The sequence below is a fragment of the Flavobacterium gilvum genome, assembly GCF_001761465.1.
Taxonomy (GTDB): domain Bacteria; phylum Bacteroidota; class Bacteroidia; order Flavobacteriales; family Flavobacteriaceae; genus Flavobacterium; species Flavobacterium gilvum.
The window spans coordinates 2,471,425-2,492,094 of record NZ_CP017479.1 but is presented as its reverse complement, the minus strand read 5'-3'; the positions used below and the strand labels follow the sequence as shown (position 1 = coordinate 2,492,094).

General features: G+C 36.8%; 12 protein-coding genes. All 12 read left to right on the top strand.

What is annotated here, in order from left to right; translation table 11 throughout:
* Positions 1-446: 446 nt before the first annotated feature.
* The 12 genes from nirB (at position 447) to EM308_RS10435 (ending at position 20,656) form a co-directional block, all read left to right on the top strand.
* A complete protein-coding gene (nirB, locus tag EM308_RS10495) occupies positions 447-2,954 on the top strand; it encodes a nitrite reductase large subunit NirB (protein WP_035639391.1) in 2,508 nt (835 codons plus the stop codon).
* Between the two features lie 267 nt (positions 2,955-3,221).
* Positions 3,222-3,599: a nitrite reductase small subunit NirD gene (gene nirD, locus EM308_RS10490; RefSeq protein WP_035639394.1), complete on the top strand. Its 378-nt coding sequence runs from the start codon at positions 3,222-3,224 to the stop codon at positions 3,597-3,599.
* 101 nt (positions 3,600-3,700) lie between these two features.
* Positions 3,701-4,288: a DUF4202 domain-containing protein gene (locus EM308_RS10485; protein ID WP_035639409.1), complete on the top strand. Its 588-nt coding sequence runs from the start codon at positions 3,701-3,703 to the stop codon at positions 4,286-4,288.
* Positions 4,289-4,545: 257 nt separating this feature from the next.
* Positions 4,546-6,297 carry a sensor histidine kinase gene (locus EM308_RS10480; protein WP_231560034.1) on the top strand — a complete coding sequence of 584 codons (1,752 nt, stop codon included), beginning with the start codon at positions 4,546-4,548 and terminating at the stop codon, positions 6,295-6,297.
* A 1,058-nt stretch (positions 6,298-7,355) separates the two neighbouring features.
* Positions 7,356-8,015: a response regulator gene (locus EM308_RS10475; protein WP_035639397.1), complete on the top strand. Its 660-nt coding sequence runs from the start codon at positions 7,356-7,358 to the stop codon at positions 8,013-8,015.
* A 189-nt stretch (positions 8,016-8,204) separates the two neighbouring features.
* Complete coding sequence (locus tag EM308_RS10470; protein WP_035639398.1) at positions 8,205-9,683, top strand: MFS transporter; 1,479 nt, start codon at positions 8,205-8,207, stop codon at positions 9,681-9,683.
* A 696-nt stretch (positions 9,684-10,379) separates the two neighbouring features.
* Positions 10,380-13,895, top strand: coding sequence for a nitrate reductase (locus EM308_RS10465; protein WP_035639399.1), 3,516 nt, complete (start codon positions 10,380-10,382; stop codon positions 13,893-13,895).
* A gap of 100 nt (positions 13,896-13,995) precedes the next feature.
* Complete coding sequence (locus tag EM308_RS10460; protein ID WP_035639400.1) at positions 13,996-15,423, top strand: rubredoxin; 1,428 nt, start codon at positions 13,996-13,998, stop codon at positions 15,421-15,423.
* A 600-nt stretch (positions 15,424-16,023) separates the two neighbouring features.
* A complete protein-coding gene (locus tag EM308_RS10455; RefSeq protein ID WP_070261826.1) occupies positions 16,024-17,214 on the top strand; it encodes a hypothetical protein in 1,191 nt (396 codons plus the stop codon).
* Positions 17,215-17,462: 248 nt separating this feature from the next.
* Complete coding sequence (fic, locus tag EM308_RS10450) at positions 17,463-18,014, top strand: protein adenylyltransferase Fic (protein WP_035641522.1); 552 nt, start codon at positions 17,463-17,465, stop codon at positions 18,012-18,014.
* 321 nt (positions 18,015-18,335) lie between these two features.
* Positions 18,336-18,734 (top strand): VOC family protein, encoded by a 399-nt coding sequence (locus EM308_RS10440; protein ID WP_035641311.1) that lies wholly within the window; start codon positions 18,336-18,338, stop codon positions 18,732-18,734.
* A 206-nt stretch (positions 18,735-18,940) separates the two neighbouring features.
* Positions 18,941-20,656: a tetratricopeptide repeat protein gene (locus EM308_RS10435; RefSeq protein WP_035640214.1), complete on the top strand. Its 1,716-nt coding sequence runs from the start codon at positions 18,941-18,943 to the stop codon at positions 20,654-20,656.
* The last annotated feature ends 14 nt before the right edge of the window (positions 20,657-20,670 follow it).

Sequence of the window (20,670 nt, the reverse complement as noted above, 5' to 3'; positions counted from 1 at the left end):
TTCATACGTACTTCCTTCTAATCAATACTCAAATCACCTTTTTAGCGGTAAACCGCGTGAAGGCAATGTCATTAAGTTAAGCTTTTTTTATGTCATTTCGACGGAGGAGAAATCACATAACGTGAGTCTCTAGTGAGATTCCTCGTGCCTCGGAATGACAAAACGATGGTTTTTATCCTTAACTTAATGACATTGCGCGTGAAGGATAGAAGCAAGCTACCAAAGTAGCGCGGATAGCCTGACGCCGTAAAGGAAAGGGGCGTATAAGCGTAACTATAAATAGCCCCTTTTCTTTACGGGGGCACGCCCAAATCTAAGTACGTATTTACGTATAATTCGGACTACTTAATTCAAAATCATTCTATTTTAGAAAAAAAAATAAAAATTAAGTATTAAAATTAAGTATTTATACGTAAGTTTGCGTAGTAATACTTAATTAACAGATTATGATTAATGTGATAGTAGTCGGAAACGGCATGGTAGGTTATAAATTTTGCGAGAAATTCATCGCGAAATCTGGACAAGAAAATTATCAAATTACAGTATTTGGAGAAGAACCGAGACGCGCTTATGACCGAGTTCACTTGAGTGAATACTTTGCCGGTAAAAGCGCTGAAGACTTGTCTCTTTCGACTAAAACATGGTATGAAGAGCACAATATTATATTAAACACTTCGGAGTTAATTACAGATATTAACAGGGAACAAAAAACAGTACATACTCACTTAGAAAAAACGTATGCGTATGACTACTTAGTTTTGGCTACGGGTTCTGCGGCATTTGTTCCGCCAATTGAAGGGGTGGAAAAAGAAGGGGTTTTTGTGTACAGAACCATAGAAGACCTTGACGCCATTATGGCTTACGCAAAAAAAATAAAAGCCAATGGCTCAACCGAAGCGGCTGTCTTGGGCGGTGGTTTATTGGGACTTGAAGCTGCTAAAGCGGTTCGTGACCTAGGATTAAACGCACACGTGGTTGAATTTGCCCCACGATTGATGCCAAGACAATTGGATAAAGGTGCAAGCGATATGCTTCAATCCAAAATAGAAGAATTAAACATAGGTATTCATCTCAATAAATCGACACAATATATAGACGGTGAAGAGAGCATTAAGGGAATGATGTTTGAAAATGATGATTTGCTAAAAGTGGATATGCTGGTTATATCGGCCGGGATAAAACCTCGCGACGAACTAGGAAGAGTTTCTGGCCTCGAAGTAGGCGTAAGAGGCGGTATTATGGTAAACAATAAAATGCAAACATCAGATCCTAATATTTACGCCATTGGCGAGGTTGCCTTATATAACCACATGATTTACGGACTTGTGGCTCCCGGTTATGAAATGGCCGATGTTGCCGCCGAGCAAATCCTTAAAAAGGACAAAACGATGAGAGAAACCATCGATATGTCAACTCAATTGAAATTGATTGGAGTTGAAGTTGCGAGTTTTGGTGATCCTTTTATCGAAAACGAAAATGTTACTGCGATTGTTTATGAAAACAAATTCAGTGGTATTTATAAAAGAATCAATGTCACCAAAGACGGAAAAACATTGTTGGGAGGAATCCTTGTAGGAGATTCGTCAGATTATAATGGTTTGTTCCAAATTTACGCTAACGCTTTACCGTTACCAGCAAATCCCGAAGATTTGATTTTAGGCTCTCGTGGCGGTGAAGGTTCGACTCTAGGAAGCGCTTCGGACCTGCCGGACACAGCGGTAATCTGTTCTTGTGAGAATGTAACCAAAGGCGCTCTTTGTTGTTCTCTTATTGACGGAACTGCCGAAACCTTTAACGATGTGGTGAAATTAACCAAAGCAACTACTGGTTGCGGCGGTTGTAAACCAATGGTTTCGGATATCGTAAAAGCTACCCAAAAATCACTCGGAAAAGAAGTTAAAGAATCCGTTTGCGAACACTTTAAATACACAAGACAAGAACTTTTTGATATCGTAAAAATCAACAAATACATTAATTTCTACGAAGTAATCGACCATCACGGAAATGGAGATGGCTGCGAAATTTGTAAACCGGTTGTGGCTTCCATTTTCTCAAGTATTTACAACGATACGGCAAACAAACACGTAACAACCCAAGATACCAATGACCGATTCCTTGCCAATATTCAAAGAAACGGAACCTACTCTGTTGTACCAAGAGTTGCCGGCGGTGAAATCACTCCCGAGAAACTAATTGTAATTGGTGAAGTTGCCAAACAATTTGATTTGTATACCAAAATAACTGGAGCACAACGTGTGGATTTATTCGGAGCTCATTTGGATGACTTACCAAAAATTTGGAAAAAATTAATCGAAAACGGTTTTGAAAGCGGTCACGCCTACGGAAAATCACTAAGAGCCGTAAAAAGCTGTGTGGGTAACACCTGGTGTCGTTACGGAATGGATGACAGTGCCGGTTTTGCCATCGAACTAGAAAACCGCTACAAAGGTATTCGTGCACCACACAAAATAAAAGGTGGAGTTTCGGCTTGTATCCGAGAATGTGCCGAAGCCAGAGGGAAAGATTTTGGTTTAATCGCCGTTGAAGGGGGTTGGAATCTTTACATCTGCGGAAACGGTGGTGCCAATCCAAAACACGCCGTTTTATTGGCCGAACAAATTGACAAAGAGACGGTTATTAAATATATGGACCGCTTCCTGATGTACTACATCCGTACTGCCGGACCACTTATCCGAACATCTACTTGGCTGGAAAAACTGGAGGGTGGATTGGATTACCTAAAAGAAGTAATCATTTTTGACCGCCTTGGCATCTGCGAAACGCTGGAAGCCGAAATGGAAAAACTGGTTGGAACTTTTGAATGTGAGTGGAAACAAGTATTGGACAAACCAAGATTATTGAAACGTTTCAGCCACTTTGTTAATACAGATGAAAAAGATGATAATATCGAATTTGTTCAGTTAAGAGATCAAAAAATGCCAAGACCTTGGTAAAACACAAACCTATCGATAGCGAACAGGCGAAGCAATTGCACGAATTGGCACGAATTAAAAAAATATTACACAGAGATTAACGAAGGAAACACAGAGAATCGCAAAGGATCTAAAATTAAAACACTACAATTCTTAAAATTTATCTTTGAGTGTCTTTGCGTTTACTCTGCGAATCTTAGCGAAATAACTAATCAAAAATAACTTTTCCGCTCTCGGCTCTGCAAATCCTCATTGCGGGGCTGGGAACTGAAAACAAAACGAAATCCCATGGAAGAACTATTAAGCCAATACAAAACGGTAAACTCAAGCGAAGTGAAAATTTGGTTCAAAGCTGGAAACGTCAAAGATTTTCCAAGTAATAGAGGTGGTTGTATCAAGTACAAAAACAAACAAATCGCGGTTTTTAACTTCGAAAGAAGAAACGCATGGTATGCTTGTCAAAATGCCTGCCCGCATAAAATGGAAATGGTTTTATCCCGCGGAATGACAGGTTCTACCGATGGCATCCCGAAAATTGCTTGTCCCATGCACAAAAAAACATTTTCATTAATTGATGGCTCAAATTTGAATGGTGAAGAGTACTCAATCGCCACTTATCCTGTAAAAGTGGAAGGCGATGAAGTATTCGTTGGGTTTTTAGAATAATGTATTTGCGTAAATGTTTCAAAATAAACCATAGAACTTCGTTAAATTTTTCCATGCTTTATTTTAAAACCTTTACTATCTTTGAATATATACTATTCCAAATGAAAACTATCCCCTTTTTGAACGCCAGCGCGTGGATTGATTCCGAAAACGAGGCCGATCCAAACAGCGAAATTTATCAAGATGTAACCTATCCAAAAGAGTTATTATATTCCGAAAGAATGTATGAAAGGCTGATGGCCTTTAAGCCAGACGCATCCGAAGCCGTTCAGATTGCGGCTAAAGCACAGCACATTTGTCGATGGAAAATTGCAAGAGAGTCTTATCCCATGGATCGTGTGGGATACTTAAAATGGCGAGAGGATTTAAAAAAATTTCATGCCAAACTCACTTCCGAAATATTGAAAAAAGCCGGTTACGAAGATGCATTTATTGACCGCGTTTCTTTTTTGATCGAAAAAAAATTACTTAAAAAAGACGAAGAAACGCAACTATTAGAAGATGTTGTCTGTTTGGTTTTTCTTGAATTTTACCTCGATCCGTTCGTTCATAAACACGACACCGAAAAACTAAAAAACATCATCCTGAAAACCTGGAACAAAATGTCTGAAAAAGGACATGAGGAAGCGTTAAAAATAAATTATACACCAGAAAACCTTCAATTGATAAAAGAATCTTTAGGATTGTAGATTGATTATAAAAGCAAAATACAAGAGTTAGTTTGTCATTCCGACGAACGAGGAATCGCACAGATTCTTAATGTTATGTGATTCCTCGTTCCTCGGAATGACAAAATTGACCACAAATTCATTAAAAATTAATTTGTGAAAATTTGTGTAATTTGTGGTGAAAAAAAGTAGTTTCCGAAAAAAAAGTTACGGTCTTTTATATGAAAAAAAAATCAAAAGTCTCTTTAGATAAAATTTCATTTACAAAATTAAGGCGAATGTATTTATTCGCCTTAATTACTATTGCCGTGACGGTTCTTTTGAGCCAACTCCTCATTCAGTACAACCTCAACAAGCAGCTCAGCGATTCTAGGATAATAAACATTTCGGGAAAGCAGAGAATGCTCAGTCAGAAATTGACCAAAGAAATTTTGATACTCAATTTCATTACTGATTCCTTGCAAAAGAAAGAAAAAATCAACCAGATTTCTAAAACGATATCCGAGTGGAAATTCAACCATTATTCTCTGATAAACGGAAATGATAGCCTCGGATTTCCAAAAGACAAAAATCAAATCCTGATTCAATATTTTGAAGATATAAAACCCAACTTCGAAGCATTGCTCAAGGCCAGCAATACTTTTCTGGAGAACAAAAAAAGCAATCAAAACGAATCAGAAAACAAAAAACTGGTTCAGACTATTCTTGACAATGGAGCAGTTTTTCTTTCGAAAATGAACCGAATTGTGGGCGAATACGACAAAGAAGCCCTAGAAAAGGTAACCCTTCAAACCAAAACCGAATACGCCATTCTTGCTTTTACGCTTTTGGTTTTATTATTGGAATTTATTTTCATTTTCAAACCCACCAACAAAAAAGTCGAGTTATTGATTTCAAATCTTTTGTCATCCGAAAGGAAAGCCATAAAACTGGCGCAAGACACCGAAATCATCAGCGAAGCCAAAGAAAACTCCGTAAAAGAATTAAAATCACTCAATTATGCAATGGAGAACACCTTACTCTATTGCAGAATTGCCACCGACGGAACCATTATTCACATTGGTGAAAAATTTTCAAAATTAATTCAGTACAATCCTTTCCTTTCCAACAAAAAACTGGGTGAAGTACTAACTCCAATCGAAAAAGAACAACTCTTCATTGACCGCATCGTACTCGAAAACCATCGCAGGGGCTGGCAAGGCGAACTAAACATCACCAACCGCAATGAACAATCACTTTGGCTGGATTTATCGATGGTTCCGGTAACAATAAAAAAAGACGAATCAGAACTCTTAATTATCTGTTTCGATATTACCGATCGCAAAAAAGCAGTACAGGAAGTCGAACGGTTAAACGCAGCCAACATTGCTGATAAACTAAGTCAGCAAAAAGTAATTTCGAGCAAAATTGTAGAAAATCAGGAAAACGAACAAAACCGAATCGCAAGAGAAATTCACGACGGAATTGGGCAAATGCTTACAGGCTTAAAATTCAGCCTCGAAAGCATTAATCTGGATGACAAAGAAAAATCAACAGTAAAAATAGAATACCTAAAAAAACTCACGCTCGACATCATCAAGGGTGTTCGTACCGCCACTTTCAACCTGATGCCACCCGAGTTGAGCGACCACGGAATAAACTCGGCTCTAGCCAAACTCACATTGGAACTTTCTAAACTTACCGGAAAGAATATTCTTTTTTACAACAAAACCGATTTCAACAGCCGATTGGATTCCTTAATCGAAATAAACATTTACAGATTAACTCAGGAGGCCATCAACAATGCCATCAAATACGCAGATTCCACCCATATCATAGTGCAACTATCACACAGTGCTTCCCTGCTGAGCATCACCATCGACGATAACGGAAAAGGATTTGATATCAATGCCGTTGAAAAAAAGAGAAACTCCGAATCCGGAATGGGACTGCTTTTCATGAAAGAAAGAATCCAATATATAAACGGTCGTGTTTTCTTCAATTCAATTCCAAATGAAGGAACAAGAATTACATTTAATATACCTATTTAAATTTCAATAACGATGGGAATTTCAATGATAACAGACTATCAAAATGAAGACCAAAACCCAATTAAGCCGTTACGAATTCACAGCAATAACACTCGGGGATAATATTTCAAATTTTAAAACAAAAACGTTGAGAATAACTTTTTAACTACCTAGAGCAAACCGGTTTTCTCGCTCAGACAATGATTAAAATAACATCATTAAATCTTACGCAGTTTTGTTTTCAAATCAATTAATGAAATTTTTATCTATTTGAAGAAATAGAAATAAAAATAAAAATGCAAGAAAAAAACCAAGACTAAACCACAAAAGTCTTGTAACTCTATTATCTCTTATAACTTCCTCTATTTCAATATTTTTTGCATTCATAATAAATATGGATTAACGATTTTAAGTCAAAATTCAATGGAGATTTAATCTTTGCTATAAACTTTCACCCCCATTACCTAAGAACTTTTAAAAAAATAAAATTAAATAAAATTCGTTTAAACAACAAATAAAATCGTTAAAATACATAATATTTAAAAATTATAAAGTAAAATACTACTTAATAACTAATCAAAAACAAGCTTATATAGAAGTAAAACCTTTACATTTACTATTAATTCCAGAAAGTGATTGTTGTAATTAGTTTAAAAGACAATTAGGGCGTGCCCCCGTTGAGAAAAGTGGCCTACTTATAGAACCGCTTACACGGCCACTTTCCTCAACGCGGTCAGGCTATCCGCGTTACTTCGGTAACTTGCTCCTATCCTTCACGCGCAATGTCATTAAGTTAAGGATTTTTTTATGTCATTTCGACGGAGGAGACTCGAGCGACAGCGAACAGGCGAAGCAAATCACATAACGTGAGTCTCTAGTGAGATTCCTCGTGCTTCGGAATGACAAAACGATGGTTTTTATCCTTAACTTAATGGCATTGTGCTATCGTCCGTGTGCGCAATTTGTAACTTTCTGTTAATCTAGATTTAATTTTGCCCTTGAAGTTGAAATTGAATTTTAAAATTACGTATCTTAGCCACTAAATTAGATGAATATACTTAAAGAACTATAAGTAGATTATGAGTGACAAAATTCGAGTAATTCTTGCAGATGACCACGTATTTGTAAGAGACGGTATAAAATCGTTATTAGAAAACGAAGCAAACATCACTGTAGTGGGTGAAGCCACAGACGGTCTAGAAGCCTTGTCTTTAATAGACAGCCTTCAGCCCGATTTAATGATTCTTGATATACGTATGCCAAATATGACCGGAATTGAAGTTGTAGAACAACTTAGAGGCAAAAACAATTTCGTAAAAATCGTAATGCTTTCAATGCACGAATCCGAGGAATACGTATTGAAATCAATCCAAGCCGGTGCCGACGGATACTTACTAAAAGGTTCCAGCAAAGAAGAATTCCTGAAAGCACTTCATACTGTTTCTAATGGAGGTAAATATTTCAGCGGTGACATTTCGTCTATATTAATTGGTCAATTAACCAATCCAGGCTTGACACCTGAACCCAAACAACCTTTGGGAGAAGAACAATTAATCACCAAAAGGGAAAAAGAAATTCTAAAACTCTTGCTTAGCGGAAAAGGAAACAAGGAAATTGCCGAAGCTTTGGACATCAGCAAAAGAACCGCCGAAGTTCACCGTTTCAATCTGATGAAAAAACTGAAAGTTAAGAATCTAATGGAGCTTTCCAATAAAGCGTCTGAGTATTCTCTTCTATAAAGATTCTAAGTTCCTGAGATGCTAAGTTACTAAGATTTTTTACATAACGGGAAAGACTCAGAAACTTAGAATCTTAGAATCTCTCAAAACAAAAATAAGTATAAATACTTAATTATTTTTCAAAAACTGCGTTTTCGCAGTTTTTTTATACGACATACTACTTAGATTTGTATAAAAATAACAAGTATTATGTCAACAACAAATTCCCTTTCAGTATCACACCGAATTTTATTTCTAAACACTTTAGCATTTACGGTGTGTTTCGCTTGTTGGACTCTTAATGGAGTTCTGGTGACCTTTTTAGTAGATAACGGAATTTTCAAATGGGACGTTGTCCAAGTAGGATGGCTCTTAGGAATTCCGATTTTAACCGGTTCTATTATGCGCCTGCCAATAGGAATATTAACCGATAAATTTGGTGGGAAATACGTATTCTCTTTATTACTCCTTCTCTGCTCTATTCCCTTGTTTCTTTTACCGTTTGCAGACAGTTTTTTCATGTTTGCCTTACTAAGCTTTCTCTTTGGAATGGTCGGAACAAGTTTTGCTGTTGGCATCGGATTTACATCTATCTGGTATCCAAAAGAATGGCAAGGAAGAGCATTGGGAATCTTTGGAATGGGAAATGCCGGTGCGGCAATCACGACATTTTTGGCTCCATCACTGTTAAACCAATTCTCAATCGATGATCCTCAAAACGGCTGGAAACTCCTTCCTGTTCTATACGGAGCAACATTAGTAATAATTGGTATCATCTTTTTGATTTTTACAAAAAATAAGAAAAACGAAAACCAAACCAAGAGCGTTCCTCAAATGTTGCAATCCTTAAAATGTGCAAGAGTTTGGCGTTTTGGAGCTTACTATTTCTTGGTATTTGGATGCTTTGTCGCTTATTCACAATGGTTGTTACCAAACTTTATGAATGTATATCAAACGAGTTTGGTAATGGGCGGACTGTTTGCAACAATGTTCAGTTTACCATCTGGAGTAATTCGCGCCTTTGGTGGATTTTTATCCGATAAATTTGGAGCCCGAAAAGTAATGTATTGGGTTTTGAGTTCATCTGTAATTCTAAGTGCTTTGTTAATGGTTCCAAAAATGGATATCTCCACCTCCGGGCCTGGCGTTATGGCAACCAAAAAAGGTATCATCACAGCAGTGTCTAGCACTCTTGTAAAAGTGGGCGAAAAAGAATTCCCGATTATAACCAAAGTAAACAAACCTATCGAAAATACCATATTCCCAACCCGAAATTCTTGGCAACAAGTAGTAGTCTCCGAAAATCAAGAAGTGAAGAAAAAAGAGCTTATCGCCAAAGGAATAACCGACATCCATTTTAGTGCCAATATGTGGGTGTATCTTGTATTAGTTATTCTTATCGGGATTTCTTGGGGAATAGGAAAAGCGGCGGTTTACAAACACATTCCTGAATATTTTCCGACTGAAGTGGGTGTTGTAGGCGGAATGGTTGGAATGATTGGAGGTCTTGGCGGTTTCTTTGGTCCAATTATCTTTGGCTATCTACTGACCGCAACCGGGGTTTGGTCAAGTTCTTGGATTTTCATATTACTTTTATCAGCCGCCTGTTTGATTTGGATGCACATAACTGTTACCAAAATCATGAACGAAAAACAGCCCATTCTTTCCAAAGAAATGGATCGAAAATAAGCTTTTTCATTTTTAATAAATTATCTATGAATGCTCTCAAAAATTTGCCATTTTTTTGGGAGCATTATTTTTTGGTACAAAATTGTTAAGCACATATATCAAAAAAATGCTCTTGGTGCTTTGCCAAAAATTTACTGACTCAATCTGCGAAAATCTGCGTGCAAAAGTGTCACGCAGATTTCGCAGATTTCTCTAAATTAAAAAAAATTAAATAAGTAAAATTTAATTATACGATTAAACTTCAATTGTATTGATAACATCTTCTTGTCGCGTGAGTGATGGCAGTGGAGCTCTTTTTATTGGTGGCTCTTTTTGCCACCAATAAAAAAGCGGGAACGTACAGCACGACCCGAAGTTTTTCACGTAGGGGCACGCCCAAATAATGATTGCAGAATTAAGATTTTTGATTACAGATTGCTGATTCAAGATTGTAGATTTCTCCTATATCTACAACCTTCTATTATTCATTCTCTTTACTCTTTACTCTCTAACTTTCAAAATCTCAATAATGAATCGACAATACTTTCAATAATTCAAAAAAGGCTATCGATTTTTAACATTCTAATTTTATTTAACAAAACATCCAAATAAAATCAATTTTATACGTATTAATACGTAATTATTACTTACTTTTGTTTATGTAATAACATCGATAACGATCCTCAAAGGACTACATTATAAACGAAGACTTACCTAATGCAAAATACAGAAATCAAAACTACGTGTTCCTATTGTGGAGTAGGATGCGGAATTATTGTAAAAAATGATTCTAAAAATGGAGTGACGGTTACAGGTGACAAAAATCATCCCGTAAACAGAGGAATGCTTTGTTCCAAAGGGATGAACTTGCATTATGTAGTCAACGACACATCCGACAGGATACTGTACCCCGAAATGAGATGGAGTAGATCGCACCCAAAAGAAAGAGTCAGTTGGGATGCCGCATTAGACCGCGCTGCTGCAGTTTTTTCTTCTATTATAAAAAAACACGGGCCTGACAGTGTTGGTTTTTATATCTCCGGACAATGTTTGACCGAAGAATATTATTTAGTCAACAAACTCGTAAAAGGTTTTCTGAAAACCAATAATATAGACACAAATTCGAGACTTTGCATGAGTTCGGCGGTGGCGGGTTACAAAAAAACCTTTGGAGAAGATTCTGTGCCGATTGCTTATGCCGATATTGAATTGGCAGACACTTTCCTGATTACAGGAGCAAATCCTGCTTTTTGTCACCCAATTCTGTTTAGAAGACTGGAACAACACAAAGAAAAAAATCCAAAAACAAAAATTATCGTTGTCGATCCAAGACGTACAGATTCGGCCATGGCTGCCGATTTGCACTTACAGATATTTCCAGGAACAGACATCATTTTGTACCATGCCATAGGAAGACGCCTTATCGAAAAAGGCTTCGTTGATTTTGATTTTATAGGAAACCATACCGAGAATTTTAGTGCATACAAAGACCTCGTAATGGGAAGTTCTTATGAAAAAGCATCCAAATTATGTGGCGTTTCGGTAGATGACATTCATACCGCCGCCGATATTATTGGCAAAGCCAAAGGTTTCATATCCATGTGGGCAATGGGATTGAACCAAAGCGCCATTGGAGTGGATAAAAATACTGCTTTGCTCAACCTTTCACTTATAACCGGACAGATTGGGAAACCGGGTTCAGGTCCTTTTTCACTAACGGGACAACCCAACGCAATGGGTGGCCGTGAAGTGGGTGGAATGGCAAATTTACTTGCCGTTCACAAAGAGCTAAACAACCCGGAGCACCGAAAGGAAGTGGCTGATTTTTGGGGAATCGATGCCATTTCCGAAAAGCCGGGATTGACTGCAACCGAAATGTTCGACGCTTTGGAATCAGGAAAAATGAAAGCCATTTGGATCATCTGTACCAACCCGATGGTGAGTTTACCTGATGCCCGAAGAGCCGAAAAAGCATTGCAAAATGCCAAATTTGTTGTCGTTCAAGACATCTCTCATAATGCCGATACGGCCAAGTTTGCCGATGTATTGCTGCCTGCCGCCGGATGGCTCGAAAAAGAAGGAACAATGACCAACTCGGAACGACGCATTTCCTATTTGCCAAAAGGAATTAATGCTCCGGGAGAAGCTTTGTCTGATGTGGAAATTCTATTGGCTTTCGCCAAAAAAATGAAATTCTCCGGTTTCAATTTCAATAATACCGAGGCCGTTTACAAAGAATATTGCCTAATGACGAAAGGCACAAACATTGACGTTTCATACCTTAATTATTCCCGACTCAAAAACGAAGGCACTTTTCAATGGCCTGTCCCCGATTATGGACATCCAGGTACTCCCCGATTATTTGCCGACAGAAAATTCTTTACGCCTTCGCAAAAAGCAATTTTCAATATCCCGACCAGTATCGAAAACACCTCGGAACCGCCGTCTGACCAATATCCGTTTATATTGACCACAGGACGTATCCGTGACCAATGGCACACGATGACCAAAACCGGCAAAGTGTCCCGATTGATGACGCACACTCCTAGCCCCGTTCTGGAAATAAATCCCATAGATGCTTACAAAAGCAAAATAAAAAATGGAGACATCGTTGTTGTGAGCAGTAAAAACGGTGAAGTTCGTGTCAAAGCCAAAGTAACCGACACGATCAAGGAGGGTGTTTTGTTTCTGCCAATGCATTGGGGAAAACAATTGGATAACGACCTGAACAGAACCAACAACCTAACAAACACAATTGTTGATCCAATTTCCAAAGAACCTGATTTTAAATACACTACGGTAGCGGTTACCAAATACGTAAAACCGTTCCAAAAAATCGCTGTTGTAGGCGCGGGAGCCGCGGCTTTTCGTTTTATTCAAAATTACAGGGAAATCAATACTTCTGACGAAATTATTGTTTTCTCCAATGAAGAAAATCCTTTCTACAACCGTGTTTTACTACCGGAATATATGACAGGAGAATTTACTTGGGAAAGCCTTTTGAAAATAAAAAGCGATGGCATGAGTCAATTGAATATCACAATGAAATCGGGTGTTGCCATCGAAAACATAAATTCAACCGACAAAACAATAACCGACAGCAAAGGAACCATTCATCAATTTGACACTTTGATTATGGCTACCGGAAGCCGTCCTTTTGTTCCTGAAAATGCTCAGTTGCACCTGCCGGGACGTTTTACCATCCGAAAAAAGAATGATGCCGACCGATTAAAAAATTATCTTGACGAAACCAATCTACCAACCGAAGAACAACACGTAGTAATTGTAGGTGGCGGATTATTGGGACTTGAATTAGCTGCAGCATTAAAACACAAAAAAGTAAAAATAACAATCATACAAAGAGCGTCCCGATTGATGGAACGCCAACTGGATCGAATTTCCAGTAAATTATTGGCCGAAGAAGTGCAACAACGCGACATTCAAATCTATTTTGATAACGAAGTCAGCACCGTGTTTGAAACCGATAATGCCAACGAACTAGAAATTGCCCTGAAAAGCGGACGAATACTTACTGCCAATGCCATTGTGTACACCATTGGAACTATTCCGAATATTGAATTGGCCAAAGAAACTGGTCTGGCTTGCGGGCGTGGCGTAAAAGTTAACCAATACCTACAAACCTCCCACCCTGACATTTTTGCCATTGGAGAAATAGCCGAATTCAACAGCCAATTGTTCGGAATCACCTCAGCCGCCGAAGAACAGGCCGATATTTTAGCAAACTTTATTGCCGGGGATATCAGCAGTTTTTACAAAGGATCGATTTTGATGAATATCCTAAAATTGGAAGACATCAATCTATGTTCTATTGGCCAAATCGAAGTGCCTGAAAACGACGATTCCTACGAAGAAATTGTTTTTGCCGACTTAGGGAAACGCTATTATAAAAAATGTATCGTCAAGAACGACCTCCTCATTGGTGCCATCCTTATGGGAGACAAAAATGAGTTTGCCGAATTCAAAACAATGATTGAAAGCAAAATCGAATTGGCCGACAAACGAAACACCTTATTAAGAGGAAGCGGTTCTGAAGCCAAACCCGTAATTGGAAAACTCGTTTGTTCCTGCAGTCAGGTAGGAAGTGGCAACATCGAGGATTGCATCAAAAGCGGCGTCACCAATTTCACCGAACTTTGCAAAACCACCGGAGCGGGACTCGGCTGCGGAAGCTGCAAAACAGAAGTAAAGGAGATATTAGCGAAGGTGAAGTAGTCAATTTGATAATTAGATAATGTGAGAATATGATAATTAGTTAATTAGATAATATACTGAAAACAAAAACTCATAATTTATAATTCATAATTCAAAAAAAATGGAATTAACAAGACTCATAGTAAAAGGCGGAGTAATATCTCCGGGAGAATTACGGGAAATTGTAAATATGGCACTGGAACAGGGTCTTGAAGCCATTTCTTTTGGTTCGAGACAAGACATTATATTCCCAAAAGGATTCAAAAATAACACACTCGAAAAAATCGGGAAACACCATTTTGTTTTGCCCAACGAAAAAAGTGGCAATAACATTGTTTCTTCCTATGTATCGACAGATATTTTCCCGAATACACCTTGGCTCACAGGGAACAAATTCCTTTACATATTGGAACAATTCAAGGAACAGCCTAAACTCAAAGTCAACATAACCGACCCAAAACAACAACTCGTTCCGCTGTTCACAGGCCATATTAACTTTATCGCTTCGCACCACGAAGACTACTGGTTTCTGTATGTTCGTTTGCCAAAATGGGACAAAATGGAGCTTTTCCCCGTATTGATTTACAGTTGGGACATTGGCAAAATCTACTACGAAATCGAAAAAACATTACAGGAAGAACCCAATACGGTCGACATGATTTTTCAACTCATGGGCGATTTGGACACCAATAACAGAACCATCGACCAACCGCTGAACATTCCGTTTTACCCTTTCCCTTATTACGAAGGCATGAACAAACTCGGAATTGATCAATACTGGCTCGGACTCTACTGGCGCAACAATCTTTACGACCTGGAATTTCTCAAAGAAATGTGTGATTTGTGTTTCGACTGCAAAATCGGAAAAATATGTATCACCCCCTGGAAATCCTTCATCGTAAAAGGAATCCCAAAAGACCGCAAACTCGATTGGGAAAAATTCTTGGGCAAAAAAGGAATCAACGTCCGTCACTCTTTATTAGAACTCAACTGGCATTTACCGGTGGCAACAGAATGGGCTTTGAACCTCAAAACCTTCCTCGTGCGCACCCTCGACCAGTTCGACATCAGTACGTATGGGCTTACCTTCGGCCTATCCGATTATAACCGTGACGGCCATTATTTCACTTCGGTGGTAATCGAAAAAAACGAATCACCAAAAGACCTCGAATCCATCAAAATAAGGGATACATTCAACATTTTGCACGCCAAAAATTTTGACCCAAACACTCGCGAATACATCGTACATGCACAAGATGTCGACAAACTCGAACTGCCCAATATCCTGATAGAACTCAGTAAAAAATACTTTGGCGAACTAGGCAACAGCGTACTCGAATTCCAAAACACAAGTACCAAAAAAGAAACCAAAGCTCAGGACATTCATCAATGTCCGGACTGCTTAACGGTCTATAACTCAGAATACGGCGATGTCACACAGGGGATCGAGAAAGGAACACTTTTCGAGCATCTCCCCAAAGATTATTGCTGTCCGCTCTGCGAAACCTCAAAAAATAATTTCATTACATTAACCGAAACGACGGTATAAAACATTCTCTTCATCGGTCTGGTAAAGATTATTTGGGCGAGCCACCATAAAGGAAATGGGCCAACTCATCATTACGGTGATTCGGCCCATTTCCTTTATGCTGTCAGGCTGTCCGCGTTACTTCGGTAACTTGCTCCCATCCTTCTCGCTCAATGTCATTAAGTTAAGCGTTTTTTATGTCATTTCGACGAAGGAGAAATCACATAACGTGAGTCACTAGTGAGATTCCTCGTACCTCGGAATGACAAAACGATGGTTTTATATCCTTAACTTAATGACATTGACTTCTCGCGGGCATACTGCTTTTAAGAGTAATTTTTAAATTTAAAAGAAATTTGAGAATTATTTAAGTAATATCTGTTGTAAAGCAACCAAAACATTTATTGATATAAGTCAGAAAAATATCTCACAAATTAATTCTCATTTGATAATTTTTAAATAATTAATTATATATTTGATTTTAGATAAAATACAATCACTTATTATATATATCCATCTTAAATGAGGTGGCTTTGTATGATTCTGTCATACATATAACCGAGTTGGTGGCAATTCTACCGAAAAAGATATTTGATATAATACTAAACAGTTAAAATTTTAATGGAAGAAAAGAATTTTTTAGTCAAATTATTTGACAATTACGCTTCAAAAGCATTGTTAACATTTTTTGGTCTAATTGGAACAATAATAACAATATATGCATTTTTTGAAGATCAAACTGTTGATTTGAGATATGAAATAATAGCCAATACTAATGTACTAGATTTTAATGCTGATTTGAATAAATTAGAGGTTACTTATGATAGTACAAACCTTAAACAGACAAAGGAAAATTTAAGAATATTTACAATTAGAGTAATAAACAATGGTAATAAAGCTATAATTAAAGAGTTCTATGACAATAATGATCCAGTCGGACTAAAAATAAGTACAGGTACTTTGGTTGAAAAACCCGAAATCATCAAAGCTAGTAATGCTTATATAAAGAGAACCTTAAAAGTTGTAAATTATGATAGTAAAAAAATCTCGTTTACTCCAATAATAATTGAACCCGACGAATATTTTATCATCAAACTATTAATACTACATAAGAAAGGTAGTACACCACAAATTTCATCATTAGGTAAAGTTGCAGGGCAAAAAGAAATTAAAGTTGTGAATTCCGTTGATGTTAAGGAACAGCCTAATTTTTTTAAGACAACTTATTATGGAAATATTTGGATTCAATTATTAAGATTAATTTCATATTTCGTTGTTGCATTAATAATTATAATCATTGCAGTCTTTACAACTCAAAAGTTTGACGAGGCACGAGAGAATAAAAGAAAAAAAAGAATGATTAAGGGATTTAAGCTAACAAAATCTTATTCGTATACTCGCATGGATGATGCCATTTTTGATAGATATTTAAATGATGGATTTTATAATTTAAATAGCATCCTAAATTTAATAAAAAATGAAGATGAATTAAATGAAATATATAATAAGCTCTCAGAAGAAATGAAATCTAAAGAATTTAAAAGATTTAGAAGAACTGATGAGAATGGCAAATATCGTTACTATGATTACCGTACATGGAAAACTATTAAAAGTATGATTAGTGATGGTATTGTAATACAAGATAATAATACTATAAATATTAACCCATCAATGAAAGAAGCATTAAGCAAATTTCTTGAATACACGTTAGAGAATGGGGAGTTTAAAAATCGTAAAAAAATATTAAGTCTAAATGATTTTAATAATGAAGAAGTTGAAGATGAGGAGGATGAAATGGAAAATGAAGAATAAAAATACTGCCACCAAAAGCTACTACAACGGATTTGGGCAATAGACTTAATGGAATGATGGTTTTGTACTTGGGATGATTTGGCAAATCCGAAGAATGGGCTTAATTTAATCCCAAACCCTCTGTAGTACCAAGACGGCACAAACCGCACGTCATGAACCCCAATAAAATAAGAAAATTTAATCATTGATATAATATTTCATTCATTTAAGGTATTTTTGTAATAGACTTAAATTGGAGCTAAATCTATATGAAAAATATTGACAAAAATAGTTTAGAAAATGCATATCGATTGTTTGAATCAAACGACATTGAAAAAATAGAAATCGGCACCACAAAAGGCCTCAAACAAATACACCACTATCTATTTCATGGTTTATATGATTTCGCTGGAGAAATAAGAAAACTCAATATTTCTAAAGGCGGTTTTAGATTTGCAACCGCTTTATATCTCAGTGAAATTTTAGTAAAGATCGAGCAAATGCCAGAAAATAATTTTAATGAAATTATTGCTAAATATGTCGAGATGAATATAGCTCATCCTTTTATGGAAGGTAACGGAAGATCTATGAGAATTTGGCTGGATATGATTTTAAAAAATAGACTTAAGAAAGTCGTAAATTGGCAACTCGTTGACAAAACTCTTTATTTACAATCAATGGAGAGAAGTCCTATTAATGATTTGGAATTACGGATTTTATTACAAGAAAATCTAACTAACGATGTTAATAATAGGGAAATTATCTTCAAAGGAATTGAACAGTCATATTATTATGAAGGCTACGAAAAAGATGAAGAGTAAAATCTTTAGGAAAAGCACCTTCTGGTAACAGCTACAACGGATTTGGGCAATTGGCTTAATGGAAATATGGTTTTGTATTTGGAATGATTTGCTTCGCCTGTTCGCTTTTGCTCGGGTGGCAAATCTGCACTATTAACGATTGAAAATAAGCAATAGTCACCATTTTTTGCGGCATTGCGTTTTTGCAAGAATTAAATTAAAACAAATCTTACTTCGAACACATTAATCACTACTTGCTTAACATCACAAAAACACCTATCATTTTAACATTCAAGTATTTTAATTCGTAATTTTAGTTTCTGCAATTTTAAATTTAAAACCATGAAACCAAGAATGATTTGGGCAAATTTGGCCTCAGCGGATTTAAAAAGAACAACCGAATTCTATACCAAATTAGAATTCATGGAAAATGACAATAATAATTCTGAGGAATTGACGAGTTTGGTATTTGGCGAAAATAAATTTGTTATCAATTTCTTTAAAAAGGAAAGATTGGAATTCTTTACGAACGGTAAAATTGTTAGTCCAGAAATGGGTAACGAAATCATTTTTTCGTTGTCTGCCAAAAACAGAGATGAAGTCGATCAATGGTCTGAAAATGTAAAAAAAGCGGGCGGAAAAATAATTTCAGAACCACAAAACTACGAACTGGGTTATACTTTTGTTTTTTCAGACCCCGACGGACATAAATTTAATGTTTTGTATTGGCCCGGTATGTAGGCAAACTTCGTCAAACAATTATTTCTATCAAATCCATACAATTCGTCGTCTATTTTTTATTTTAAATACAAAAAAAAACTAGACTCGCCTCCAAAAAAACAACCACAAACCATTAATTACCAGCAAATTAAAATCAAATAATAATTTAAAAATCTCCTGCTCATAAAAATATTTTGTAAATTCATATTCTTAAAAAAATATGGATTATGCGAAACACTTTCTATGTTATTTGTTTGATTTTAATTTGCTGTTCATGCTCAAAGAATAAGACCGCTAACGAAGGAATACCTGTGACCAGCAACTTCAATTGCAGCACACCCGAAGTAACCGACAAAAATTGGTATTCTTCAAACAAAAAAGCACCATTTTTCAAAGGATTAGATGGTCTTCATTTTCCTATTTCAACAAAAAAAACAGAAGCCCAAAAATATTTCGATCAGGGACTGATGCTTTCCTTCGGGTTTAATCATGCCGAGGCTGCCCGCTCCTTTTTTGAAATTACAAAACAAGATTCTACTTGTGCCATGGGCTGGTGGGGTTTTGCCTATGTCCTTGGTCCAAATTACAATGCTGGTATGGAAAAGGATAATTTCATAAGAGCGTTTGAAGCAGTAAAAAAAGCAAAAAAACATTCGGCTTCCTGCACAGAAAAAGAGAAAGATTTGATTAATGCCTTAACGTATCGCTATTCCAACGACACCACTATTGTGCGTTCCGTACTCGATTCTTCTTACGCCGTCGCGATGCGCAAAGTCTATAAAAAATACCCAAGTGATGTAACCATAGGTGCCCTGTTTACAGAATCATTAATGAATCTACATCCATGGAATTTATGGAAAAAAGACGGAACATCACAGCCTTGGACACCCGAAATAATAAAGGTGCTTAAAAATTGTTTGCAATTGGAACCAAAACATGCTGGTGCAAATCATTTTTACATACATGCTGAAGAAATGTCTCAAAATCCAGAAAAAGCAGAAGCAAGCGCAGATTTACTTCGCGATTTGGTTCCGGGTTCGGGACATTTAGTACATATGCCATCACATATTTATATAAGAAACGGGCGTTATCACGATGGAGTTACAACCAATCAAAAAGCAGTCGAAACTGACAGCTCCTATATGGATGCCTGCCATGCTCAAGGTGCGTATCCCCTTGCCTATTATCCTCATAATTACCACTTCATTGCAGCTTGTGCCACACTTAGTGGAGAAAGTAAAGCGGCCTTAAAAGGCGCACTTGCAACGGCAGACCACGCCCACAAAAAATTACTGCTTGATCCGACTTGGTCCACACTCCAACACTATTATTCCATCCCGTGGTATGTGGAGATAAAATTGGGTTTATGGAAAGAAATTCTGAATGCTCCTGCACCAAAAAAAGAGTTAAAATACCCATTGCTGATTTGGCATTATGCACAAGGAATGGCAATGCTTTCCAAAAATCAACCAGCCGAAGCCAAAAAGCATCTTGCTTTGATGAAAAAAATAATGACTGATCCCAAAATAAAAGATTTGACTATTTGGGGTATTAACAGCATGATAGATTTATGCGAAATAGCGTCGAAAACATTGGAAGGAGAAATTAATGCCAACGAGAAAAATTATAATAAAGCGATTCCTCTTTTAAAAGAAGCTGTCGCAAAAGAAGACGCACTGAATTATAACGAGCCTCCCGATTGGTTTTTTTCTGTTCGTCATCATTTAGGTGCTGTATTGATTGATGCTAAAAAATATAAAGAAGCTATAACCATTTACGAAGAAGACTTAAAGAATTTCCGAAATAACGGTTGGGCTTTGAAAGGATTAATGAATGCCTACGAAAAACTTGCGAATAAAAAGAAATATGAGGAAACAAAAAATCGCTTTGATGAAGCCTGGAAATATGCAGATATTCAAATTACTTCGTCAAGAATATTGTGATTTAATAGCCTAAA

What these genes read in the sequence shown, in the direction of transcription:
- nirB (WP_035639391.1), top strand. Translation starts at nt 447, where the DNA reads ATGATTAATGTGATAGTAGTCGGAAACGGCATGGTAGGTTATAAATTT.
- nirD (WP_035639394.1), top strand. Translation starts at nt 3,222, where the DNA reads ATGGAAGAACTATTAAGCCAATACAAAACGGTAAACTCAAGCGAAGTG.
- EM308_RS10485 (WP_035639409.1), top strand. Translation starts at nt 3,701, where the DNA reads ATGAAAACTATCCCCTTTTTGAACGCCAGCGCGTGGATTGATTCCGAA.
- EM308_RS10480 (WP_231560034.1), top strand. Translation starts at nt 4,546, where the DNA reads ATGTATTTATTCGCCTTAATTACTATTGCCGTGACGGTTCTTTTGAGC.
- EM308_RS10475 (WP_035639397.1), top strand. Translation starts at nt 7,356, where the DNA reads ATGAGTGACAAAATTCGAGTAATTCTTGCAGATGACCACGTATTTGTA.
- EM308_RS10470 (WP_035639398.1), top strand. Translation starts at nt 8,205, where the DNA reads ATGTCAACAACAAATTCCCTTTCAGTATCACACCGAATTTTATTTCTA.
- EM308_RS10465 (WP_035639399.1), top strand. Translation starts at nt 10,380, where the DNA reads ATGCAAAATACAGAAATCAAAACTACGTGTTCCTATTGTGGAGTAGGA.
- EM308_RS10460 (WP_035639400.1), top strand. Translation starts at nt 13,996, where the DNA reads ATGGAATTAACAAGACTCATAGTAAAAGGCGGAGTAATATCTCCGGGA.
- EM308_RS10455 (WP_070261826.1), top strand. Translation starts at nt 16,024, where the DNA reads ATGGAAGAAAAGAATTTTTTAGTCAAATTATTTGACAATTACGCTTCA.
- fic (WP_035641522.1), top strand. Translation starts at nt 17,463, where the DNA reads ATGAAAAATATTGACAAAAATAGTTTAGAAAATGCATATCGATTGTTT.
- EM308_RS10440 (WP_035641311.1), top strand. Translation starts at nt 18,336, where the DNA reads ATGAAACCAAGAATGATTTGGGCAAATTTGGCCTCAGCGGATTTAAAA.
- EM308_RS10435 (WP_035640214.1), top strand. Translation starts at nt 18,941, where the DNA reads ATGCGAAACACTTTCTATGTTATTTGTTTGATTTTAATTTGCTGTTCA.